Annotated in this window: 24 protein-coding genes and 1 tRNA gene; 6 read left to right on the forward strand and 19 right to left on the reverse strand. The window is 40.2% G+C overall.

The annotated features are described in order from the left end of the window. The first annotated feature begins 142 nt into the window (after positions 1 to 142). The 3 genes from L2748_RS05960 (at position 143) to L2748_RS05970 (ending at position 2,995) form a co-directional block, all read left to right on the forward strand. Positions 143 to 1,312: a flagellar assembly protein FlgT gene (locus tag L2748_RS05960; RefSeq protein WP_220782550.1), complete on the forward strand. Its 1,170-nt coding sequence runs from the start codon at positions 143 to 145 to the stop codon at positions 1,310 to 1,312. Between the two features lie 192 nt (positions 1,313 to 1,504). Next, positions 1,505 to 1,580 (forward strand) — tRNA-Arg (locus L2748_RS05965). Positions 1,581 to 1,954: 374 nt separating this feature from the next. After that, positions 1,955 to 2,995, forward strand: coding sequence for an FkbM family methyltransferase (locus L2748_RS05970; RefSeq protein WP_220782551.1), 1,041 nt, complete (start codon positions 1,955 to 1,957; stop codon positions 2,993 to 2,995). 66 nt (positions 2,996 to 3,061) lie between these two features. Here L2748_RS05970 and L2748_RS05975 read toward each other — a convergent pair whose 3' ends face one another. Genes L2748_RS05975 through pseB form a run of 19 tightly spaced genes read right to left on the reverse strand, consistent with a single transcriptional unit; the run spans position 3,062 to position 20,182 of the window. Continuing rightward, a complete protein-coding gene (locus L2748_RS05975; RefSeq protein ID WP_220782553.1) occupies positions 3,062 to 4,270 on the reverse strand; it encodes a glycosyltransferase family 2 protein in 1,209 nt (402 codons plus the stop codon). A gap of 50 nt (positions 4,271 to 4,320) precedes the next feature. Continuing rightward, a complete protein-coding gene (locus L2748_RS05980; RefSeq protein ID WP_220782555.1) occupies positions 4,321 to 4,551 on the reverse strand; it encodes an acyl carrier protein in 231 nt (76 codons plus the stop codon). Positions 4,552 to 4,570: 19 nt separating this feature from the next. Beyond that, positions 4,571 to 5,500, reverse strand: coding sequence for a ketoacyl-ACP synthase III (locus L2748_RS05985; protein ID WP_220782556.1), 930 nt, complete (start codon positions 5,498 to 5,500; stop codon positions 4,571 to 4,573). Further along, positions 5,497 to 6,045 carry a hypothetical protein gene (locus L2748_RS05990; RefSeq protein ID WP_248957671.1) on the reverse strand — a complete coding sequence of 183 codons (549 nt, stop codon included), beginning with the start codon at positions 6,043 to 6,045 and terminating at the stop codon, positions 5,497 to 5,499. The genes L2748_RS05985 and L2748_RS05990 overlap by 4 nt, the downstream gene beginning before the upstream one ends. A gap of 5 nt (positions 6,046 to 6,050) precedes the next feature. After that, positions 6,051 to 6,992 carry a DapH/DapD/GlmU-related protein gene (locus tag L2748_RS05995; RefSeq protein WP_220782997.1) on the reverse strand — a complete coding sequence of 314 codons (942 nt, stop codon included), beginning with the start codon at positions 6,990 to 6,992 and terminating at the stop codon, positions 6,051 to 6,053. Beyond that, positions 6,979 to 8,058 (reverse strand): DegT/DnrJ/EryC1/StrS family aminotransferase, encoded by a 1,080-nt coding sequence (locus L2748_RS06000; RefSeq protein ID WP_220782996.1) that lies wholly within the window; start codon positions 8,056 to 8,058, stop codon positions 6,979 to 6,981. The genes L2748_RS05995 and L2748_RS06000 overlap by 14 nt, the downstream gene beginning before the upstream one ends. Further along, positions 8,055 to 8,927, reverse strand: coding sequence for a glucose-1-phosphate thymidylyltransferase RfbA (rfbA, locus tag L2748_RS06005; protein ID WP_220782995.1), 873 nt, complete (start codon positions 8,925 to 8,927; stop codon positions 8,055 to 8,057). Before rfbA ends, L2748_RS06000 begins: the two co-directional genes overlap by 4 nt. After that, positions 8,927 to 9,988: a dTDP-glucose 4,6-dehydratase gene (gene rfbB, locus L2748_RS06010; RefSeq protein WP_220782994.1), complete on the reverse strand. Its 1,062-nt coding sequence runs from the start codon at positions 9,986 to 9,988 to the stop codon at positions 8,927 to 8,929. The genes rfbA and rfbB overlap by 1 nt, the downstream gene beginning before the upstream one ends. 22 nt (positions 9,989 to 10,010) lie before the next feature. Continuing rightward, positions 10,011 to 11,186 (reverse strand): acyl-CoA reductase, encoded by a 1,176-nt coding sequence (locus tag L2748_RS06015; RefSeq protein WP_220782993.1) that lies wholly within the window; start codon positions 11,184 to 11,186, stop codon positions 10,011 to 10,013. Continuing rightward, entirely contained in the window at positions 11,183 to 12,265 is a 1,083-nt protein-coding gene (locus L2748_RS06020; RefSeq protein WP_220782992.1) for a LuxE/PaaK family acyltransferase, read from the reverse strand. The genes L2748_RS06015 and L2748_RS06020 overlap by 4 nt, the downstream gene beginning before the upstream one ends. Further along, positions 12,262 to 13,653 (reverse strand): AMP-binding protein, encoded by a 1,392-nt coding sequence (locus L2748_RS06025; protein ID WP_220782991.1) that lies wholly within the window; start codon positions 13,651 to 13,653, stop codon positions 12,262 to 12,264. Before L2748_RS06025 ends, L2748_RS06020 begins: the two co-directional genes overlap by 4 nt. A 17-nt stretch (positions 13,654 to 13,670) precedes the next feature. Then, positions 13,671 to 13,901 (reverse strand): acyl carrier protein, encoded by a 231-nt coding sequence (locus L2748_RS06030; protein ID WP_220782990.1) that lies wholly within the window; start codon positions 13,899 to 13,901, stop codon positions 13,671 to 13,673. Between the two features lie 11 nt (positions 13,902 to 13,912). After that, positions 13,913 to 14,662, reverse strand: a complete 750-nt coding sequence (locus L2748_RS06035) for an SDR family NAD(P)-dependent oxidoreductase (protein ID WP_246616261.1) — start codon at positions 14,660 to 14,662, stop codon at positions 13,913 to 13,915. 10 nt (positions 14,663 to 14,672) lie between these two features. Continuing rightward, positions 14,673 to 15,227, reverse strand: coding sequence for a UDP-4-amino-4,6-dideoxy-N-acetyl-beta-L-altrosamine N-acetyltransferase (gene pseH / locus L2748_RS06040; protein ID WP_220782989.1), 555 nt, complete (start codon positions 15,225 to 15,227; stop codon positions 14,673 to 14,675). Then, complete coding sequence (gene pseI / locus L2748_RS06045) at positions 15,224 to 16,279, reverse strand: pseudaminic acid synthase (RefSeq protein WP_220782988.1); 1,056 nt, start codon at positions 16,277 to 16,279, stop codon at positions 15,224 to 15,226. Before pseI ends, pseH begins: the two co-directional genes overlap by 4 nt. Before the next feature lie 39 nt (positions 16,280 to 16,318). Next, positions 16,319 to 17,332, reverse strand: coding sequence for a UDP-2,4-diacetamido-2,4,6-trideoxy-beta-L-altropyranose hydrolase (pseG, locus tag L2748_RS06050; RefSeq protein WP_220782987.1), 1,014 nt, complete (start codon positions 17,330 to 17,332; stop codon positions 16,319 to 16,321). A gap of 17 nt (positions 17,333 to 17,349) precedes the next feature. Beyond that, positions 17,350 to 18,045: a pseudaminic acid cytidylyltransferase gene (gene pseF / locus L2748_RS06055; RefSeq protein ID WP_220782986.1), complete on the reverse strand. Its 696-nt coding sequence runs from the start codon at positions 18,043 to 18,045 to the stop codon at positions 17,350 to 17,352. Beyond that, positions 18,045 to 19,190 (reverse strand): UDP-4-amino-4,6-dideoxy-N-acetyl-beta-L-altrosamine transaminase, encoded by a 1,146-nt coding sequence (gene pseC, locus L2748_RS06060; RefSeq protein WP_220782985.1) that lies wholly within the window; start codon positions 19,188 to 19,190, stop codon positions 18,045 to 18,047. The genes pseF and pseC overlap by 1 nt, the downstream gene beginning before the upstream one ends. Continuing rightward, positions 19,187 to 20,182: a UDP-N-acetylglucosamine 4,6-dehydratase (inverting) gene (pseB, locus tag L2748_RS06065; protein WP_220782984.1), complete on the reverse strand. Its 996-nt coding sequence runs from the start codon at positions 20,180 to 20,182 to the stop codon at positions 19,187 to 19,189. The genes pseC and pseB overlap by 4 nt, the downstream gene beginning before the upstream one ends. 744 nt (positions 20,183 to 20,926) lie before the next feature. Here pseB and L2748_RS06070 point away from each other — a divergent pair. From L2748_RS06070 to L2748_RS06080, 3 genes are all read left to right on the forward strand, one after another. After that, the gene (locus L2748_RS06070) at positions 20,927 to 23,398 is read left to right on the forward strand and encodes a 6-hydroxymethylpterin diphosphokinase MptE-like protein (RefSeq protein WP_220781123.1); all 2,472 of its coding nucleotides are present in this window, start codon (positions 20,927 to 20,929) and stop codon (positions 23,396 to 23,398) included. Positions 23,399 to 23,522: 124 nt separating this feature from the next. Then, positions 23,523 to 24,002 carry a DUF2947 domain-containing protein gene (locus L2748_RS06075; RefSeq protein WP_220781124.1) on the forward strand — a complete coding sequence of 160 codons (480 nt, stop codon included), beginning with the start codon at positions 23,523 to 23,525 and terminating at the stop codon, positions 24,000 to 24,002. 42 nt (positions 24,003 to 24,044) lie between these two features. After that, a complete protein-coding gene (locus L2748_RS06080; protein WP_220781125.1) occupies positions 24,045 to 24,605 on the forward strand; it encodes a chalcone isomerase family protein in 561 nt (186 codons plus the stop codon). The last annotated feature ends 7 nt before the right edge of the window (positions 24,606 to 24,612 follow it).

The raw sequence follows: 24,612 nt of genomic DNA on the forward strand, positions 1-24,612 counted from the left end.
GTCTTAACTTAAATTGGTTCACAAGTAATTAAAAGGCACATTAATTGCTTAACTTTATTGATATGCAGCAGCCTTAGCTGTAAACGTCATTTAAACGGCGGCAAATAATACTTATTTTTGTAGTAAATACTGGAAAGGTAAAATGAAACCTACGCTATATTCAATCCCAACACTATTGTGTCTCGTTGCATTCTTGCTCACATTTCCGGCTGAGGCTAAGTGGATCAATGCTTCTGGTCAGGCGAAAGTCACCGATGATAATGTTGCTCAAGCAAGGGAGGATGCCATTCACCAGGCCGTGAGCTATGCCACTCTCAAATCTGGCGCAAAATTCAGTAGCCAACAAACGGTAAGCCAAGGTCAGCTTATTGAAGACTCATTTTCGCTAGCCTATCAAACAAATAGCGAGAATGTAGAACTGCTCAGCGAACAAATCGATGACGATATACTCACGGTCAATATCCGTATTGACATAATTGAGCCGCTTAACGATACCTGCTCAAATAGCCAACTCAAAGCTGCAATATTAATCCCTCAAGCCTTAATCAAAGATCGAAGCCAGCTGAGGTACGGCAATATAGGGTTATTCGAACAAAACTTATCACAACGTCTAGCGAACACCTTAGATCAAACCTCAACCAACAGCTTTCCACAATCCCACGCTAATGAGCGCTTAGATATTAAGCAAGAACTTGTCGATGTACGCGGATACCGTTTACCAAGTTGGCTAAGTGAGATTACCGATAGCCAATATATTCTATTACCCGAAATTATCGATATATCTACTGAAGACTTTACCAGTACCTTAGGCCTATGGGATAACGACCCAATGCGCAACTTCGAGCTTAGAGTCTCATTGTTCCACGGCATTAGCGGCGAGAAGATCTGGAGCCAGCAATATGCCAAAAGTGCTGAGTGGGAGTTTAAGCGCCAGCAAACTGTTAACTCAAACAGCCAAACCTTCTGGCAATCAGAATATGGTGAAGTTATCGACCAAGTGTTAACCCAAGTATCTCAAGATATCGACAGCACTCTGAGTTGCCGCCCTTTACTCGGCCAAGTCGTATCAAAGCAAGCCGATCGAATCATCATCAATATCGGTAGAAAGAATGGCATTCGAGTGGGTGATAAGCTGCAATTAGTTTTACAACAAAATATGCCCGACAGGCTTGATAATATGCGTGTAGTTGCCGGAAAAAGTAAAGCGACGATAACCATAGAGCAAGTCTCAGAGGAAAGTGCAACTGCACTGCTTGAGGGAATCGCTGGATCGCTCAATGTTCAGCTAAGCGACTTAGCCATCAAGTTGTAGACTAAATTACTAGCCTGAAAAACTGCAATAGAAATTTTACTCAGGCTAACGCAGGTAAAAGGTAATAAATTGCGATGAATATTGTCATTTACTACCTTTTATCTTAATAACGAACACTAATTAAGCAACTAAATTTAAAGACTTTTCATCAACCCTTTTCATCTAGGTTAAAACCAGTATAATCACTGCAGTCTCCCTATAGCTCAACAGGATAGAGCAGTCGCCTCCTAAGCGATCGATCGGGGTTCGAGTCCCTGTGGGGAGACCAGATAAGCATTTCAAACCTGTTTTAACGCCAAAGTACTACTAACAGTATCGTTAGCAACAATCCAAAGTGCTCTTCATTGTTTTATCTCTCATTAGCTTTTTCATGGCGCTTCCTCGCGAGCATTAGCACTAATAGCAAACCTCACATAACCAACACTCATCCGCTAAACATCGCAAAACCATTGTTATTCAAATAACTCGAATAGTAATTACTTTATAATCAAGATTGATATTTGTAGTAAACCGCAAAAGTAAGTAGTGTTCTACTACGTTGATAAAGTGCGTCCGACAACAAAATCTTAGGTTTGGTTTTGATTTTAGTTTTGGTCGATATGGACGCTTTACTTAGGCATGGATTTCGAGGTGAACATAATAATGAGTAATAGCTTAAAACTATTCCTAGAGAATCAACTGGAATTTTTTAACCAGCACAAACGAGTCGCGGTATTTGGGGCTGGAAGCGGTGGTCAGCAAGTCATAGAGTGGCTAAGAAAATCTAATATTACAGTCTGTAGAGTTTATGATAATGACCCAACTAAACATGGGATACCTGTCTGTGGCGTAGAAGTCTTCACTCCTAATAAGCAAATTATAAATGACTACCCGGTTGTCATTGCCAGCACTTGGAATAAAGAAATAAAACAGCAGCTAAGTGAACTTGCTTGTACCCTATTTATTGATGCCAGTATTACAGGTCTATCCAACACTCCAATCACATCTGATTGGCTGACTCAGCTCAAGTGGCTAGAAGAACAACTAGTAGATGATGACAGTAAATTGGTGCTTGAAGATATCGCCCACTACCTTGAACAACCTGAAAAAGGTATGCCGAAAGCAAAATATGAGCAATATCAGCACCCTAAGCTTCATTTAATAAAAAACGCAACAATCATAGATGGTGGTGCATTTGATGCATTATCAAGCATTAACCTACATCATCATTATGGTTTAGAAACTAAAGTTACCGCTTTTGAACCCGATCCCGGCAATGTTCTAAAATGCAAACAGCTGATTGCTAATTATGAGCATAAAGAGAAAATAAGTTTAATTGAAAAAGGCGTATGGGATAAAGAAGAAACGCTATACTTTAACTCATCTAATTCTGTCCATGGAGCCTCTTCTTCGGCTAACTCTCAAGGAGATATACAAGTACCTGTTACAGGCATCGATATTGCCTTAAAAGGGCATAAGGTACATATGATTAAACTCGATGTCGAAGGAGCTGAGTTAAAGGCTTTGCAGGGAGCAAAGAAAACAATTCTTTCTGATAAGCCTATACTTGCTATTTGCCTATACCACTATTTTGATGATTTATGGATTCTTCCTAAATACATTAAAGAATTAAACCCTAAATATAGATTCTACATCGGCCACCATACTAATAATTGGTTCGAAACAGTCTTATACGCAATTTAAATTTACACGACATATAACAAACTAACACTGTCATTTAAATTTACAGTGTTAGTTATATCAAAGACACTATTCTACAAAATGTATAAATTGCACATCAGAATAGTTCGCGTTTAAAATTTCCGCCATCTTAAAACGAGAAGCAAAAGACATAATCACAATATGTAGCTCTCCATAAGCGTAAGCATCCTGTAAATTAATCACTGAGTACGCTTGAAACATTTCATCCTCTCTCGCCCATGAGTCAATCAAGTAGTTAACCTTAATATCAGCCTGTTTCAATTTAGGTAACATTAGCTGGGTCATTGTATCTATACCCCATAGCGATACGGACTTCCATCCTAAATGTTGAATTTGGCTTAATATATTATCAAGAACCTCACTCGACATATCATCTTCAGATATAGAAAAAAACTCACTCATTCTTTGCTGCATATCAGGACATACTTGGAGATTATCAGGGAAATTAAAATCATCCTGTTTATCCCAGAGAGCAACATCAAATTTACTGGAGATCCCCGAATGTAATCCACTACCATCCTGACCAATATTTTGTACTAGTGAGTTTTTAGGAAAAATCGAAAAACATTGATTAGACAACTGGTAGAAGGTAGCTCGAGTATCTAAAGAGTCCAGGTGACCATTTACCTCAGCACGAAAACGATTGATTAAATCATCACCAAACTCAGCAACATTAATAGTTTTATTTAAATTCTCAAGATTTGTTGAAGAGATCGGTTGCATTAGTGGATAACTACGCGACCAAAACCCCACTCCCCAGGCAACAAATCTAGGGAAAGCAAATATGTCATCAGAACTGTTTGATTTGAAGCTTGACTGCATAACATCAGCTATAGGAGGTGTATAACCACAAATACTCAAGACTCGACTATCCGATTGATAAAGTGCTAGTGCTTGATTCATGTATACCAAAAAACCAGATGCAACTTTATTGTCATCTTCTAGAAAAATGACTTTACCGTGCTTGCCTAGAACCTCTTCAATTCCTTGACGATTATTTTTTTTTGCACCGTAATTACTTTCTCTTTCAATCACATGAACATGTTTAAACGCGCTCGTTCCTATTAATCCTCTCAGATACTCTCTAACGGATTCAATCTCATCTTCATCTCCAGCACGAGCTCCATCACTAAAGATATACAATTGTGTTTGTGTTGCAAGCTCACATTTTGATAATGAATCAATTGTGGCTCTTAAATGTGATAAACGATGATAAGTTGAAATCATAAGAGGTGCAAAGTAACTTATATTAAACAAAACAGCTCTCCATTTATAAAATAAGAGGCGTATGCCTCTTACCTAAACATTTATTTATATATCTCAATTACATCGGATATATTTTTAATTTTATCAAATTCACTCTCTGGTATTTGCTTTCCAGTTAATGCATCCAACTCTAAAAAAAAGTTGAATAAGTCTAGACTATCTAAACCGAGTTCTTTAAATGTTCTCGTCATATCTTTTTGTTGCTCCGAATCAATAACAACATCGATATTCGCCTGCGAAAATGCAGTATTGATATTCTCGAATATATTCATATAACTGTTAACCTTCCACCTAGATACTTACTTTTTTACTTAAGAGTGTGGTCGCCCAAGACAACCCCACGCCAAAACCTGATATAACTATTTTGTTAAACCTTGATTCCTTAATATACCGCTCACACAATAAAGGTATAGATGAAGATACTGTATTCCCTGTGTTTTCAATGTCAAATATAAACTTATCCTTTGAGTAATTTAACTTCCTCGTGATCACATCAATAATCGCGGCACTACCTTGATGTAATAAAAACAAGTCAATATCATCATGGACCAAATTAAATTTCTCAAGATAGTTATTAATTTGATCTGGAACATTTTGTGCGGCAAAGTTAAATACTGACCGTCCGTCCATAACTAAGCTTTCTTGCTTTACCAATGCGGAATAACCTTGACCATTAGTTGCTAATAAAGGCCGCTGTATTTCCCATTCACCATTTACAGACAGCCATGATGCAGTTGCCGCATCCCCAAAAAGCAAAGAGGTGTTTCTATCGTTCGAATCAACAATTTTTGAATAAGGATCTGCTGTTACTAATACTGCGTTTTGAAATCCCATCTCTTGCATATGTGCTTTCAGTATGCTTAATCCGTATACGTATCCAGAACAGCCTAACCCAATATCAAAGCAAGCAACCTGTTCTGGTAAACCTAATTTACCATGAATTATCGCTGAAGTATGAGGTAAACCACCAAAGTCACCATTTTGGGTGATCACCACAAGGGCCTCTATCTCTTCGAAGTTAAGTCCATGTTGATCACATAAGGCCCTTACTGCAGCACTCCCAATATCTGAAGCCTGTTCATCATAAGGTAACCTTGGTAATTGCCGAGCACCTATTTTATTGATTATAAATGACTCACTTTCAGAAAAAGCTTTTGCATTCTCGATATTATCAATCACTTGACTTGGTATGTAATTTGAAATCGCTTTCAAATAAATCAAAGTGTCTCTCCTATCGCAAAAATAACCTTTGCTTTCAGAATCCCATTTAAATAAACAAGATTCTCACTAAAGCGTTGTGGTACAAATGAACCGCGTTCAATACTAATTTCGCCTTCAAAATCATCGTTATTTTCTTCAGTACGATATTGAGTAAAAAGCCATTTCCCACTCTTTGGATGTTCTAATGCATAATTTAATTTTTTGGTTAAGGCAATTAAATTCTCAATCATCGAAAACTGCATATTACGACTCATTGTTAATCGTTTTTCATACAAAGTCGCGGCCTCAACCAAAGACTCCTCATCAAATTGGTAACGCTCTGTTACTGACTCATTAGTTTCTAATAAGTAATATTTTTGCGTCTTGGTTTTTATCTCAGCAACTAATGAACCATCATTTTCTGTTGACAAAGTACATTGCTTATTCGTCATTTTTCGAATAATCAAAAACTCAACATTATCATCAACTGCCGCCATCACATGATCAAATATATCACCACCTTGGATATAATTACGTTCACCTTTAAATCGAAATGTTAATTGCATATATATTAGCCCTGCTGAGGAACACCATTTAAGTTCATTTGTGATGGAATTTGCCGTGCTGGCATTGCGATATAAGTAACGCTATCAGTCTCGATCGATTTATTGATAACGGCACCTGCTCCAATAGTTACCCGTTCAGCAATTCTCATATGCGAAACTACTACGCTACCTGCACCAAGAAAACTGTGCCCCCCAATCTGAGCATTACCCGCTATTGTGCAATTATTAGAAATATGCACCTGTTTACCAACTCGAACACCATGACCAATTTGACTACCATGAGCTATCACTGCTCCCTGGTGGATCACAGTATCTTCACTCACAGAGCCACGGGCAATTGTTACATTTGAACCAACCATCACTTGACTTTCAATAACAACCCCGCCAATTTGTGGTTGAATCACTTTGCATTGATTTTGCTCGTCCCACACCCAAGCCATACCCTGAGCACCAATCACGGTATTGTCTTGAATCACTGAATAGTCACCAATCGACACATTGTCATGAACAACCACATTTGTGCCAATTAAACAGTGTTGACCAATAACCGCCTTACCAATCTTACAAAAGTCACCAATATTATGATGCGCACCAATTATTGCCTCTTCTGCAATTTGAGTATGTTTCCCGATGCTACTGTTATGTGCTATCGGTGAATGGTAAGATCTCATCAGTTTATAAAAAATTAACTGTGGTTCGGCAACGATAATATAAGTGTTAATCGAAGTATCATCGAATGTATCATCGAATGTATCTAAATTTTTTCCAACCAACACTACTGAGTCTGTAATATCACATGGTAAATCCTTCCCCGAGAAATAGTAAAGACTATTAGGAATAATCTTTTTCATACTCCCAAAATTAATACAGTCAATCTGCTTACCGTATACTTTGTATTCTGTTTTAGAATCCTCGAGAAATTTAATAATTTCGCTAAATATAATCATAGATACTCTCATCAAGTGGAAGCACAACCATCGCCATATTTTTCTTTGTCATTTTATAAGATAACGGCAAGCATAAAATTGTTTTGCTAATCCCCAAGCTAGTCTGGCAACATTTACCATCGTGGTAGGCCTTGTCCAAGCTCGGATAAAAATACCGCCTAGGGAATACATCATGGGCTTCTAACTTTGCTTTTGAAGCAAGTAACGCTTGTTCACTTTCAAAAACAATCGGAAAGTAAGCACCGTTTTGGGTAGCTTGTGCACTCCATTTTTGGAATTGGTATTTACCTTTCAGTAAATCAGTATACCTTTCATGGCTATACACACGATCTTGAATAATCATATCAATATCATCTAATACGCAAAGCCCCATCGCCGCTTCAAATTCATTCATTTTGGCGTTAGTCCCGAGACCCTCGATTTTATCGGGGCCTGTGATACCAAAGTTGATAAGCAGCCTGACTTTTGCGGCGATCTCATCTGATTCAGTGATAATCGCACCGCCTTCAATGGTGTGAAAGACCTTAGTAGCATGAAAGCTTAAGGTGCTGATATCACCATGTTTCAACACACTTTGACCTTTATAGCTCACCCCAAAAGCATGCGCCGCATCATAGATCACTTTTAGTCCGTGTTTATCCGCTATGTGTTGAATCTTTTCTACTTCACAAGGGTTACCGAACACATGAACAGGCAAAATAGCTGAAGTACTCGGAGTAATATGTGACTCGATGAGTGAAGGGTCTAAATTAAATGTCTGTGGATCTATGTCGCAAAACTTAGGTGTTAGCCCTTCCCACAACAATGTACTCGCCGTTGCTGCAAAGCTAAAAGGCGTCGTGATCACCTCCCCTTTTAAGCCAAGCGCTTTATAAGCCACTTGTAAAGCAAGTGAACCATTGGCGACACATATCACATGCTTAACACCAAGATACTTTGCTAGGCGGCTTTCAAGCTCTTGAAGCAAAGGTCCTGAGTTAGTTAACTGGCCTGATTCAAAAATGCGATCTATATAGGCTTTATATTTATCTTTATTAGGTAAATAGGCTTTAGTAACCGGAATCATTTACTGCTCTCAATTAAACTGAGCAGATATTGCCCATAGTTATTTTTATTAAATGGTTGAGCCAATTTTTTTATTTCAGCAGCAGAAAGCCAGCCTTCAAGCCAAGCAATCTCTTCTAAACAGGCGATTTTATAACCTTGCCTCTTTTCAATTGTTTCTACAAAATGTGCAGCATCTAATAAGCTTTCATGTGTACCGGTATCCAGCCAAGCAAACCCCCTGCCGAGCAATTCGACCTTCAACTTTTTCTTTTGTAGATAGATTTGATTTATCGCAGTGACTTCCAATTCTCCACGTGCAGACGGAGTAATTGATTTAGCAATATCGACCACATCATTATCGTAAAAATATAACCCTGTTACCGCGAAGTTGGATTTCGGCTTTTCAGGTTTTTCCTCTATTGATATAGCACATTTGTTTTTATCAAACTCAACAACACCAAAACGCTCAGGATCTTTCACCTGATAACCAAATACAGTTGCCCCTTCAGTTCTTGCAGCAACTTCACGTAACTTAGGGCTAAATCCTTGACCATAAAAAATATTATCCCCTAATACCAAACACACGTTATCGCTGCCGATAAAATCAGCACCAATAATAAATGCCTGTGCTAGCCCCTTAGGTTCAGGTTGAACTGCATAACTCAATTCAATACCAAATCGCTTACCATCACCTAAAAGTCGATAAAAACTATCTTGGTCCTCCGGTGTCGTAATAATCAATATTTCACGTATTCCAGCCAACATTAAAACCGAAAGGGGGTAGTAGATCATCGGCTTGTCATAAATAGGTAATAACTGCTTAGATACCCCCATTGTAATAGGGTAAAGGCGGGTACCAGCTCCACCAGCAAGAACAATGCCTTTCATCAATTAATCCCCAAACGAGTCAGTTGGTATTCACCGGAAAGCACTCTTTGCCACCAGTGTTTATTATCCAAAAACCACCGCACTGTCTTTTTCAATCCACTATCGAAACTCTCATTTGGCACCCATGCTAAATCACGTTTGATTTTTGAAGCATCGATAGCATAGCGCATATCATGGCCTGGTCGATCTGGAACATAAGTGATCAAGTCTCGATACTTTTTTACCCCAACAGGTTTATTTGGTGCCATCTCTTCCAGTAAAGCGCATAGAGCTTCAATGACTTCAATATTGGTTTTTTCGTTATGCCCACCGATATTATAACGTTGCCCAGCTTCAGCTTTTGTCACTACGGTATAAAGTGCTTTTGCATGATCTTCAACGTATAACCAGTCGCGAATTTGCTGGCCACTACCATATACTGGCAAGGGCTTTCCCTGTAGTGCATTTAATATTACATGCGGAATGAGTTTTTCTGGGAAATGATATGGCCCATAATTATTAGAGCAGCTAGTGATAATAATAGGAAAGCCATAAGTTCGCCCCCAGGCACTCACTAAATGATCAGAACCTGCCTTACTAGCTGAATAAGGACTACTCGGTTGATATGGCGTTGCTTCAGTAAAGAGCTCAGTAGTTAGCTCCAAATCACCATAAACCTCATCGGTAGAAATATGATGAAACTTAAAAGCAGACTTTTGATCTTGTGTTAACGTTCGCCAATAATGATAAGACGTATCAAGCAGGTTAAATGTTCCTACAAGATTAGTTTGAATAAAAACCGATGGGCCATCTATTGATCTATCAACATGAGACTCTGCAGCTAAATGCATAACCGCATCAGGTTGATGCTCACGAAAAACCCGTTGAAGTTCGACTTTATTGCAAATATCAACATGTTCAAATCTATAACGTGGATGATTAACTGCATTCGGTATTGACTCAAGGTTGCCTGCATAGGTTAACGCATCAACGTTGACGACGCTATCTGAAGTATTATCTAAAATGTACCTAATCAGCGCACTACCAATAAACCCTGCACCGCCTGTCACTAATATTTTCAAAGTTTTTCCTACTGATTAAGCATCAAACTAACATTCTAGATTGGCGAGAAAACATACTGACCAATTCCATACCATCCCAAACCAAGTCAAAATTCAAAGCCTGACCAACTGGCACAACTCGATCAATTCCCACTACCTGTTCAGCAAACCAATCTTGTAGCTTGACACTCTCAATGCCCCAATAACTCAGAGTCTGATGATAATGCTTTAACATTGGTGTTAATTGATTAAGCTCAGTTAGCTCTACTTCAACAAACAAGCCATTGCCACTGTGTTCTTGCGCTTGTATATCTGTTAAATGGCTCGCAGATAAACGGCAACACCAGCTATGTTGTTGAAAGCCTTGTATACTGTTATCGAGCAAGATTAACTGCTGAGCATTAGCAAAAGCATCATAGAAATTACGTTCTTCAAGCCATTGTTTATCATTTACAGTTATGTCTAATTGCGACCAAAATCGTTGTTTCGCATCAGCGATTGAAGAACTATCACCTAACCAAACTAACGTTTTAGCTGAGCTACAGCCTTGCTGCGAAAAAGTCAGCTGATCTTTAAGAAAGTCCTGAGCTAACTGAATAACTTCTTGTTCACTGGCATCGAGTATTACAGTCGCATCGAGTAAACATAAAGAGTATTTATGTCCAAAAGCTAATTCTCTCGCATGAGCAGGGATAGTATGTATACGCTGAGCTTGTATCGCACTGTCACTTCCCCATAATACCCTAGCGTCTACTTGGCTTATCAGCAGACTCAACTCATGGTCTTCCCGAGCACACCGAATCAATTGGAGCCTAGCATTTTGCTGTGGAAACTCTTTTGCCAGCACACTAATAGCCTTGATTAACACTTCAGTGCTACCGCCGCTGCGATTCGATAAGCGAATGATGTTGGCATTACCACACAGCAGGCTTAAGATCCCTGAATAGGCAAATAAACTATCGACATTACTCGGTGTTGAATGGTAAACCATTCCCAAAGGTCGATAAATAACATCCCTGTGCCTATACGCTGCAAGTAGATGAGTCAGATTGCTACGCCTTAACCAATACCCTAAGGCGACAAGATCTGGGAATTGCTTAATATTATTTTGGGTCAATAAAGCCCTGCTAAGAGCCTGACAATACTCCAAATCCTGTTCAGTAAAAGCCGAGCAGGCCAGTGCTGGAGACTCACTAAAATTTAACCACTCAATACTCATAACGCACCTGCTGCTTGATAAGTGTCACTGCAGCCACGCGCTTCTGACTTAGGTAAACGACCTAAAACACTGAAATACTTCCCTTTACGACCACATTTACAATTATCTTCACCATGAATAACACCACGGTCTTCCGTCAAAAGGCTATGCCCTGGATAACTATGCGGCAAAGTGGATAGCAGCTGTAACACACCTTGTTGTTCATTATTTGCAAGCTGCCAGCTACCTGGCACCCTAACTAACACATCAGCATAACTTGGGCAGTGCAAATAACCATGTTCACATTCAACAAAAATGGCACCTACCTGCTCTACCATTCCATAAAAATTGTGTACTCGCTCAACACCCGTTAATCGTTTTACTTGTTGTTTAAATACAGAGTTGCTTACGGCTATTTGCTCAAGTTTTTTCCAACCACCACTGTGGATCAATATGCCTTGGGGAAGATGCAACTGTATATTCTGATCGACCAATTGCTCTAACCAGTGCTGCCATACCATAAAGGTAAAACCGAATATCAATACAGGCCCGTCAGCAAAACGTTCGCAAAACTCTGTTACTGCAGGCCAATTCGGGCTCATATCATCGTTTAATGCAAAACAATGATTACGCCCCATAAAAGATAAACCTTGAATGCCTGCGCCACGAGCACTGAAATTAGCTCGATCTTTAATTACTGATGGGCAATCGATAATTAACATCGGCAAACGTTGCTTACCTAGCCATTGCTGCATAATTTTCACAAGAATACGCGACTGCACTGCAGCCGTATCTGCGTCCAATACAATGCGTGAAGGCGTTCCTGTGGTGCCGCTTGAATAAAGGGTTTTAAAAACTTGTTGTTCAGATACAGATTGTAACGAAAACTGCTTGAAAAGCCTGACTGACAACCAAGGAATGTCCTTCAACTCGAGTGCTGAGTCATCTGCCGTAAATCTTGGCCACTGCACCGACACAAGCCGAGCATAAGCAGGACAAGCCTTAATATGATGTTGGCTCAACTGTTTCAACTCATTTATCAAAGCTGGCGTTTTTTGTGTTGCAGTCAATTCATATGGTGACTGTTCTAGCAAGCTCATTGGTTTTCCATTATGGTAGAAAGCGTCTGATAATCAGGCTTGCCATTCGACAACCTAGGCAGTTCAGCTATGTGTTGCAATTTAAATAAACTTGGATGTAGCCCTAGATACTGAACAGCAAAGTCTGCTAGCCGTTGCATATCGTCAGCTTGGTCATAAACCAGTTGTAAGGCTTCATCTTTTCCTAAAGCCCATACGTTACCACCTTGAGCTGTTTCAAGTAGGCTCTCAATATGATCTAGAGATAAACGCTTACCTCTCACTTTAATAAAGCGCCTTTTTCGACCACATATACGGTACAGCCCAGACGTCGTCAACTCGGCAATATCGCCGGTAGCCAATTCCTGACAATAACTATCCCCAAGTAAATCAAGGTAGTTACTCGCGTAGCCAAGCATCACATTATCGCCTTGATAAAACAGCTCTCCAGCTATGCCAGGACGAGTGATTAATGCTCCAAGTTCATCTTTTAGGTAAAGACGCCCACCTGGAATGGCCTTGCCAATACAATCGCCATCAGACGCTAAATGTTCTGGTGGTAAATAGGCAATACGTGCTGTCGCTTCTGTTTGTCCATACATCAGATATAATTGCCAAGCTTTATCTTTTGCTAAGGCTGTAAAATGGCTAACCAATGTACTTGGCAGCTTTCCACCTGCTTGCGTTAAATAACGCAAGCTAGGTAAATTCATACGTTCAATTCGCAGATTTTTAAGCATCTGATAACTAAAAGGCACACCAGATAAAACCGTGACTTTAAAATCAGTAACTTGCTGCCAAAACGCTCGACTTAACATCGACTCATCTGACAGTAAAATACAGGCTCCCAGCCAAAGGTGGGAGTTTAGTATCGATAACCCATAACTGTAATGTAGCGGTAGGCAAGTGATTGCAATATCATCAGTGCGCATAGGCAGGTATTCGCTAATTGACTTAGCATTGCTGATGATATTTTTGCGGCTAAGCATGACAGCTTTAGGCGCGCCGGTGCTACCCGATGTGCTTAGTAGCAAAGATAAATCATGCCGGACACCCTGCATATTTGTTGCAATCTCACGATCGTCACCATCAGCCACATCGAGTAACCAAGTAACGCGGTAAGCCGTCATCAACTGCTCATTCACTGATTCAGTTTGTTGTCCATCAAGCAGCAATAGCGGGATCCCAGCATCCATAGAGGCAAGGTAAGTGATTACCGATGAAAAAGTTGGTTGTAGCGCTAACGCACAAACTTGGCCAGGTGCAATTTTAGCCAACAGCAATACTTTTCTAGTTTGTATTGCTTTTTGTAGCTGACTATAACTTAGCTGTTTGTCACCATATAATAACGCTGCTCGTTCGCCGAGACCTGCCGCTATATGGCTATCAAATTGAGTTTGCCAATACATATCGGGTACCAAACTGATTAATCTAGGTACTTAGCCAAAATGGTTTTCGCTTTCGCCACTGAACTCATATCAATAATATCGTCAGTATCCAGCATCACATCAAACTCAGCTTCTAATTCAGCAACCAGCATCATGTGCGCGGTTGAATCCCACTGAGGAATACTATTGTACTTAAGCTCGTCAGTGACTAATGCACCATCTATTGCTAAAGCGCTTACAAAACATTGGATCAATTTTTCTTGGTTCATATTATTCTCGATTAAATCAACATTCCGCCGTCGACCCCTATGGTCTGGCCTGTAACGTATTGCGCCAAGTCAGACGCAAGAAATAACGCGGTATTGGCAACATCTTGCGGAGTGCCTTTTCTACCCATCGCAATAGATTGCAATGTTTGATTCTGCTTATCTACAGATAAAGACTCATTCATCTGGGTATCGATAAATCCTGGTGCGATAGCGTTCACTCTTATTTGTGTAGCCGCCAATTCTTTGGCAAGAGATTTGGTAATACCGATAACGGCGGCCTTACTACCGCCATATACACTATCGCCACTACTACCAACACAACCAATAATTGAGGCCATATTGATAATGCTGCCACCGCCATTTCTCGCCATCAGCCTACTAGCATATTGGCTAGTGTATATAACGCTAAAAGAGTTAGAGGCAAATGTCTGTTGGATCTGTTCTGCTGACACCATACCAACCAGCGAATGCTCCAAAATACCTGCATTATTCACTAACACATCTAACGTTTTAGTCAGTTTAAATAGAGCTTGAAAACCTTGTTTTACTTGTTTTGCATCACTGACATCAAAGGCTAAGCTATGCACTCTATCGCCATAGAGCTGTTTTAACTCATTCTCGAGTGCTTTCAAACTGCTCTCGTCACGGCCATTAAGATAAACAGTGGCTCCTTGAGCGGCAAAGGTCGCAGCAATTGCACGGCCAATACCACGACTTGCTCCTGTAATCAGCACATGTTTATCCACTAGCATTTGGTTCATGCTTAGCTCCTTAATATCGAATAAATCTAGCTAAGGGATCCCGAGCAGCGATATAAGATTGTGGCTCTAAACTCATCGCAATTTGACCTAGGGAATTCTCGCCAAGCTGCTGATAACCACACTTAATATTAAATCGCAGTGCGGCACTATTATGACTTAATACAATGGCATCAAGTCGCTTTAAACCTAATTCAAAAAAAGCCATATCATTTAATGCAAACGCAACACAAAATGGCACAATATTACTGCGGTATTGCTCTGGGTATATATATAAACCAGGTTCACCTGTGCCAACGGTTTTATCAATGGCTAAAATAGAAGCTACGCCAATTGGCTGCTCTTTAAACATTATTAACCAATAAGCTCGGCTGCTATCATCAGCAAGTCCTGAATACCAAGCCTGTTGCTGTGCTTCAGATATCTCTCGCTGATCCAGCATAAACTGCTGTATTGATGGACTGTTTCGCCACTGCCTGACCATTTCTAAGTGTTCCGGCTCAATCGGCGTTAACGTCACGCCATATCGTTCGAATGTTGGCGGCCAATGAGGTTTATCGCTGTTCATTTTGCAAGCATATCCCAGTTCAATGCAGTCCCCGCGTTAATATCGTACTTAGCAGACTGACCTATAAATTCAGCCATATGTTTTGGCGCAAGCCCTAGTCCTGGCCTAACTGAACGTATATTGTGCGACGAAAATACCTCGCCTTGACGCATATCTTGAGATACGTATAGCGAACGACGGAACTTAACCGACTCTCGCTCTTGACCAACGGGTCCGTAACTCACCTTACCTAGCGCTATATGAGCTCTTCTGCTCTCTTGAACCAATATGGCGAACTCATCAGGCTCCATAGAGAAGTCAGCATCGACACCACCGAGTGTTCGATCTAATACGAAATGCTTCTCTAATACACTAGCTCCCAGAGCAACAGCGGCAATTGACACACCTATACCTAAGGTATGATCTGACAAACCAGACTGACAATTAAACCTCTGTGCTAAGTCAGGTATCGTCATTAGATTGGCGTCAACGGGATCCGCTGGGTAATGGCTTGTACACTTTAATAAAATGAGTTGCTCACAGCCTTCACGGCGCAGCAATTCAACAGACTCGGTCAACTCAGCTTCAGTAGCCATACCCGTTGACATAATTACGGGCTTACCTGTACGAGCGACAGCCGTAAGTAATTGATGGTCAGTGTTTTCAAATGAGGCTACCTTGTAACAAGGCACATCAAGCGTTTCCAAGAACTCTACGGCAGTAACATCAAATGGTGAACTAAAAGCCACTAACCCTAATGATTTCGCGTAATCAAACAAAGGTTTATGCCATTCCCATGGCGTCATCGCTTTCTGATACAGGCTGTGCAACGACTCACCACGCCATAAGTTGGCATCGTCGTTAATCATAAATTCACCATGGTTAACATCAAGAGTCATGGTATCGGCTGTATATGTTTGTAACTTGATAGCTTGAACCCCAGTTGCTGCGGCCGCTTTTATCATTTCCATTGCTGTATCAAGAGATTGCCCATGATTACCTGAAAGCTCAGCTATCACAAACGGTACTTCTTCTGTGCCAATTCGGTGGCTTAATATCTTAATATGCTGCATTTATTTTTCCGCTGTAAATGAGTCACCCCGGCCAAGGGATTAAATTACAAGTATTCTTTGCACAACTTTCGCACAACCATCAGTCGCAATGAGCTGGCTAGCACTCTCAGCCATGTGCATAAGTTTATGTTCATCGCCCCACAAACAAAGCAATGTATGTGCCAACTTAGAAACTGTAACATCATTAGCCTTTCCTAAGTTGTAACAAATATCCTGCTGGGCAAGTAATTCAGTGGTCGGTACTTGGTTATCCGCCACTGTTATAACAATTGCAGGAAGCCCCACCATGCAGCGTTCCCAATGGCTACTGCCACCAGTGCCAATTGCCAGCCTTGCCTCGCTCATTAATTGCGCCATATAGTCACACTGAATATGCCAATTTACTTGGCTAAGATGGGCAAACTCTTGCTTTAATTGTTGATTCCAAGGGCTTCCGCCCCCTAACACTATATCAACTGGCTCTTGCCAGCCTAATTGCTCAATCGCAGCTAAGACTTTTCGGCTATGGTTATTCGGATCTGAACCACCTAGAGACACCATTAACGAGTTATTTTTATGAATATTTGCTTTTTGGGCACAAGTAAACTCAGGACGCAGCAGACAATAGTCGGGACCTAATAAAAGCTCACAAGCCTCAGGTACCAGTCCTTGATAACGGGTATTAATATCGGCCAGTAAATTCTGATCCAATAAAATATCACAATCATGCTGACGATTTGCCAAATCATCGACAACCATTACCTTACGACATATCGCTCTCATCATGCCCTCATACACTGAAGAGAGCTGATAATGATCAACAATCAAAAGATCATAATCGCGAGTTAACTGAGCTAAGCACTGACTCGCGTGCTCTAACTCATTAGTGAAGGGAGCGACTTCTAATACTTGATAACCACGCTGTTGAATAAGTCTTTGTAAGTGCCCGTTTTCTGCGGCGCACATAAAGTGACAATCAGCTTTACCATAAAGAGCATCAGCCAAGGTTAAACAACGCATGACATGACCTGCACCAATTAAGCTTGATGCGTCAACACGGATTAAAATATTCATGAGTTTAGCCCTTTGGCTCACGCCCTATTAAGTAGCTGATACATTAATTCAGCTCTCAGCCAATCCTCTTCAGTATCAATATCTTGAACCCTATTTGCAGGTAAGACCAACATCGATCCCCTTTCACCGAAAACCGGACGTTCAGGATCTAAAAAGGCCTCTACTTTGCCCCAATAAAATTGACCAGCATCATGGTATGTAGCAACGAGATCTTGTGAGCGCATACCAATACTTTCTTGGTCAAAAGCACGAGTGCCTCCGTTAGCGGTCTCAACCAAAGCACGCTGAATAGGAAAACTGAACCGGCAAGCACTAAAAACATAGTCAAATTCAGTATTCGCTTCGAGCTGTTTTAGCCCCTTAACAAGCGTATCTGACGTCAACAATGGGGACGTTGCATATAAGCAGCAACAGTGTGTTACCTGATACCCATGGTCTTTAAGCCAATTAAGTGAGTGACGAATGACGGGGGTTGTACCAGTATAATCATCAGCTAATTCATTTGGTCTAATAAAAGGAACCCATGCACCATAAGCCTCTGCTACCGAAGCGATATTAGAACAATCAGTTGATACTAATACCTTATCAAAACACCCAGTGGCTATTGCTGTTTCAATTGCGTGTGCAATCATAGGTTTGCCACAAAAGTCTTTGATATTTTTATGGGGAATACGTTTACTGCCACCGCGGGCAGGGATCACTGCTATCTTCATTAAATAACCTTTTCTAAACAATCAACAACATAGGCAAGTTCTTTCTGACTCAGACCGGGGTGTAATGGCAAAGTCAAAATATCATTATAAAATGTCTCTGCCTGAGGAAACTGACCGCGAGTAAAACCCAGATTTTGATAGTAAGGTTGTAAGTGAACAGGAATGTAATGCACATGTACCTGCACATTTAGCGCACGCATTTCATCAAAGATCCGACGCCTTTGCTCGGCTTTTGGTAAACGCACAACAAATAAATGATAACTGCTTATGCTCTCAGCTAGCGGTTGAATTAAGGTTAACGGTAAGCGAGTTAATAGCTGGGTATAATGGGTGGCCAATTCGTTACGACGACAGACAAAACTTTGCAACCGAGTCATTTGACTCAAGCCCAGAGCTGCTTGCAGCTCTGTCATTCGATAGTTATAACCAAGATCATGTTGCTCGTAATACCAATCGCCTTGATCTTGACGTTGTAACTCGGCCTCTAATTTAGTTATCCCGTGGCTGCGCAAACGCGCCATTGCTGCTGCTAGTTCAGAGCTATTCGTTAACGCCGCGCCCCCTTCTGCCGTGGTAATGATCTTTACCGGGTGAAAGCTAAAAATGCAAATATCACTATAGCGACAGTTACCTACTGGCTCAGACTGATAATAACCACCAATCGCATGAGAGGCATCTTCGATAACTTTAATGCCATACTGAGAGGCAAGCTTACCAATCGCTTGCATATCGCAGCTATGACCACATAGATGCACAGGGATAATCACCTTAGGCAATTTATCTTGCTTAGCCGCTTCAGCGAGCTTAATCGCTAATTGAGTTGGGCACATATTGCCAGTTATTGCATCTATATCAACAAAGTCAATCTCTGCGCCACAATATAAAGCCGCATTGGCCGACGCAACAAAAGTGATTGGGCTGGTCCAAACTCTATCTCCAACGCCCACACCTAAAGCTAAACAAGCAATATGCAGCGCCGATGTTGCGCTATTCACCGCAAGTGTATACTGCACGCCAGTAAACGCACTTAACGCCGCCTCAAACGCTGGGACCTGAGGTCCTTGAGTCAAATAGTCTGATGTTAATACTGCTACAACCGAATCAATATCCTGTTGATTAATACTTTGCTGCCCATAAAGGATCATATTTTATTGTCCATCATCAAAATTTCAGCCTGACTAAGAAAGTGGCTATTGCTTCCAGAGTTGTATTCAAAACCATAGTCGACAGGTTTACCCTGTTCCTTTAATCCATTTGAACAAAAATCAACCTGTCTGGAATAAAACTTTATGCTTGGCATAATCACAAAGTGATCACTAAACTCCAGAGTATTATGGGAATCATCCGCTGGGCACATAATTTCATGCATTTTTTCTCCAGGACGAACCCCAACAATTTTCTGTTGTAAGTTAGGAGCGTACGCAATTGCTAAATCTATAATTCTAACTGAAGGAATTTTAGGTACAAAAATTTCACCGCCATGCATCCGAGTAAAATTTTTCAATACAAAATCGACACCATCTTGCAATGTAATCCAAAAGCGAGTCATGTCGGGGTGAGTAATCGGAAGTGCGACTTCCCCTTTAGCAATAAGAGACTTAAAAAAAGGAACAACACTTCCTCGACTGCCCACTACATTGCCATAACGCACTACAGCAAAGCGGGTATCTTTTTCCCCCACCATATTATTTGCCGCGACAAATAACTTATCAGATGCTAATTTAGTCGCCCCGTATAAGTTAATAGGATTTGCCGCCTTATCGGTTGATAACGCAATGACCTTTTTTACGTTATTTGCAAATGCGGCTTTGATGACATTTTCAGCACCGTTAATATTGGTTTTTATACACTCCATGGGATTATACTCAGCTGCTGGTACCTGCTTAAGTGCTGCGGCATGAATAACATAATCTACATTTTGAAAAGCCTGCTGTAACCTATCAGCATCCCTCACATCACCAATAAAATAACGCATACAAGGTTCATGAAATTGCTGCTGCATTTCATACTGTTTGAGCTCATCTCTTGAAAATATGATCAAGCGTTTTGGCTTGTAACGACTTAAAATAGTCTGAGTAAACTTTTTCCCAAATGAGCCTGTCCCACCTGTAATCAAAATCGTTGAATTATCGAACATAATTTAATACATACCTTAAAAGGTGAGCGAAAAGAACAGTAAGTGAATAGCTGCAAGATTACATCTTCAAACAATATACAGAATTTGTAAAAGTTACCTAAGCTTACCCCTAGAAAAAAACCTAAACAACTTAAAAGCCACTACAATCGAAGGCAACAATGGAAGTCACTTAGTTTTAAGTATGTGATCTAGCAAACATGACACAATCTCAATATACCTATGATGCTTCTTCATAGACCATATACTCCTTAGAGCATTGTATTAGTGAATATTCCAAAGCTGTATACATAACTTTAATAGTGACGAATAATAAATCTAAACAGTTAATAAACTTTATATTGATTTAATTAAATACGCATAAAATATAGAATTTTTATAGTTTACTCTTGTTATAGTTATAACTTTATCCACAACTAGCTGCTATAGACTGTATAAAGCTATTTTAAACAACGTCACACATTTACTACTATAAACATTCACGTTAACCTAGCCCTAACAAGGGACCCAAAATATCCACCTTAGGGTGCATTAACAATGTAAAGTCTGAATTCTGAAAAGACAAAAGTCATTACTAGACTGCTTATTATGTGCCCCTTCCCATCCCATAATAAGCTAGCATGTGCACTCAATAAGCTTTGGCTTAGATATTGCTTAATATACATAATAAATTTTAGTAAGGTTGAAGCGACAGTTTTCTGACGTTACGACTCAACAAACCACGAATCATTAAGGCTTACAAAGGCAATGAACGTTTTTGAATCAGCAATAAAAAACCAATTTTCAATTAGTAAGTTTGGCGAATACTATCTACCTAGCATCAATAGAGATACGTTCGAAAAAATTGATTCAAAAACCGTTTTTCAACAACGCTTTAAAGACAAGATTTTTAAACCCGACACGCTTCATATCATCATAGGGTTAGATTCTGGATTACTAGCAAATCATATCCTAAAGCAAGAGCTTGCTTCTGGAAGCAAGTATTTGTTCATCGAACTCGACGATGCATTAGCCATGCTGAATATTGAAATAGAATCGAGGTTAGACAAATACATAAAAGTGTTAAGTTTAAGTGAATTCACTCAAGAGCTAGACAGCGGAGACTATGATTTATATCTAATTAAAGATCAATGCCTCGTCCATCACTCTATGGGCTCAACATTGGGTATTATCGAGCAATACAGCTCACTTATAAACATCATTCAAAAGCAATTAAGCCTACGTACTGTTGATCAAAAATCTCAATTTGAGCAAAAACACTTTTTAATTCAGCAGCTTTACAACATTGCTGACAATCAGTATCCGGCATCGATGCTCAGGGGAAAATTTATAGGTAAAAGTTGTATAGTTATAGGAGGCGGTCCATCTTTAGATGAACATATTGATTGGATAAAAAATAACTACCAAGACTTGTTTATCATCACCGTTTCGAGAATGGCAGCTAGGCTCTCTCAAGAGGGAGTCCCTGCCCATATCATAGTGTCAGTCGACCCTCAAAATATTAGTTTTGAAATCAACAGAGACATGATGGAACTCGCCAATGAAAGCTTGTTTATCAACTCTCACCACGTCAATCATCGTATACTATCCCAATGGCTTGGAAAATCTCTTTATTTGGGTACACGACTGCCTTGGCTAAAAGAAGACTTTGACAACATCCCAACTATTGGCCCCACTGTTACTAATAGTGCAGTACGAATAGCAATAGAGCTCGGATTTAAAACAATTTTACTCACTGGAGCAGACTTTTGTTACTCAAGCGTTGGTGTATCTCACGCTAAAGGAACGGTCGAAGCTAAGTCAGGGATAAATAATAGTTTTATAGGAGAATGGGTTGAAACCTATGCAGGAAATAATGCAGAAACACCTATACAGCTTGTTTACGCAGCAGCTGCATTATCGGAAGAGGCATTATTATTTCCTGAAGTTGAGATAATTAACCTGTCAGAAAATGCAGCAAAGCTAAAAGGGATTAGCCATAAGTGCATTGAAACTATAGAGCTCGTTCCGGCTCAAATATCTCCTTTCGAGTTGTTAAAATTAATACCTGACCATCAACAAAGTAAAGCAAGCCACCTTAAAGACATGTTTGTACAACTCGGTAAATCAATTGATGAGTTAAAAGTAATCAAAGAGCTTGCTAAAAAAGCGATTGCACTTAACCTACAAGCAAAGTCGGTTAGTACACAATCCAATAGAAATCGCAGTATTATTGCAAAAGTCGATAAAATTGAAAAAAGACTTAATGGAGAACATAACGAAGTATCCCAGGCTATAAAGTTTTATGGGTATTATGAATTTTCAAAGTTTTTAACAACTAAAGAAGCAAGTAGCTGGTCTGAAGAACATATGCACAATATGACTCATCAATATTACAATGCCTTCGAGACCTTTGCTGATGAAATGAGCCATAAGCTCCAAAAAACAATAAGCTTAGTTAAAGCCAGACAAAGCGAGCTAACTGTAGATCCAGATCTTGCGACTCTAGTTAACCATTGGCGTGACAACAATCAACCAGGCAGAGTACTTGTAGTCGAACAACTAAGAACCAAGTTAAAATTGCCATACGACAGTCATTCAGATCAACTTCAGCAAATAACCGCAGAATATCAGTCACAGCTGACTTCAATGAAGCACCCTTATTTTTCACTTGATAAGTTAAATACCTCATTACATAACACCTTTACTAAAATCTCAGACTTATATAAGAGCAAAAACAAATCGGGTTTAAGCCAGGTCGTAACCAGTATTGAACCTTTAGTTGAAGATGATTGTTTAGCACAGCGACTCTATTATTTAGCACAAAGCTACCTTGCTATCCTTAACGATGACAATCAAACAGCGCTCTCTTGTTTACAAGCAATTGAACCAGACAATCAAACAGAAGTAGAGCAAAAACAGATTTTAGTACTAGCACTAAAGCTCCACAATATTGATTTAGCTGAACAAACGTTAGAGCAAATAATTAGTTACAGCGATGAATACTTGCCACAATATGCCCATGTACTCACACTGCAAGGTAAAAACCAGCAAGCACTCAATACCTATTTAGACTTTCTAGATAAGTATCCTACTGATATTTCAGTGCTGTTGAAACTGGGTATTTTTCTCGCTGAAATGGGGCAAATTGATGGTGCCCGCGCAAGCTTTAATCAAGTATTGAGCATAGATCCAACCAACTTAACCGCGTCAGATTATCTACAACAATTGCAAGGCTAATCAGAAACCAGCCAACCAATAGCAGCGACTAATACAAAAAAGTCATCATGGCGCTGCTATTGGCGCAACTTGCAAGGTATAATGCCGGCGTTTTCCTTATTAATATCCTTGCAAGAGAGGCGCTGTGGCACATACCTATATTCCATTTGAACAATACAAACGTAAGTGGATCTTTAATCATAAAGACCTTCCTGTGACTGATGAAGACAAGGCGCTAATCATGCCGCTTGACCAAAAATCATCGATGGAAGTTTGGAATAAATGGATTAGCAACAAAAGCAGCCGTACAGAGCAGTTCACCAAAGGTGACTGGGCAGCCAAAGACAGTGCTTGGGTAATAACTGAAGACTGGCAAGCCCCATGGGACAGTGAGGAAGCCGCTCTGCCTGAAGGTTTCAGTGAGCACTTCGATTGGGCTGATGATACTCCAGTTTATTTCTGCTACGAAAAATACCAAGTGATTGAAACTCGTTGGGATGTGTTTGTCCGTAACTGGAAGTGCTTTTTGTTCTTTGACGATGGCCCATTATTGATTTCAGCTAAACAAAAACAAGCGGCTATATTCCACCAAAGTGGTCAATTCCAATTGGGTACGCGCGGCTAAATGTAGGCGCATTATTTAATAAGAGATGAATAAGATATTATGATGAAATCCGTTTCTACCCTACTACTTGCTACAAGCGTATTACTGTCATCATCACTGCAGGCTCAAGAAATTTCTGGTGTGCAGCTTGACGATTCAATTAATATCGAAAACCAAACACTATTGTTAAATGGTGCTGGTGTGCGTAGCAAATTCTTTATCGATTTATACGTCGGTAGCTTATATGTGCCGCAAGCAATTGATAACGCTCAAGCAGCACTCGCTGCCCCCAGTGTTGCAGTGCGCCTGAACATCACTTCAGGCATGATCACTGCCGATAAAATGAAAGACGCCATCAATGAAGGTTTTGATGATGCAACTGACGGCAATACCACAGCGATTGCAGCCAAAATCGAGCAGTTTATGGGGCTATTTAGCGCTGAGATTGTTGAAGGTGACCAATTTACGCTGCTTGCAGATAAAGCCACTGGCGTGACCGCTTATAAAAATGGTCAAGCTCAAGCAACAATTGCTGGTGAAGATTTCCGCCAAGCTGTACTTAAGATATGGTTAGGTAGTGAACCTGCCCAAGACAGCTTAAAAGACGCTATGTTGGGCAAGTAACAGACAC

Source organism: Shewanella sairae (assembly GCF_023283535.1).
Taxonomy (GTDB): Bacteria; Pseudomonadota; Gammaproteobacteria; order Enterobacterales; family Shewanellaceae; genus Shewanella; species Shewanella sairae.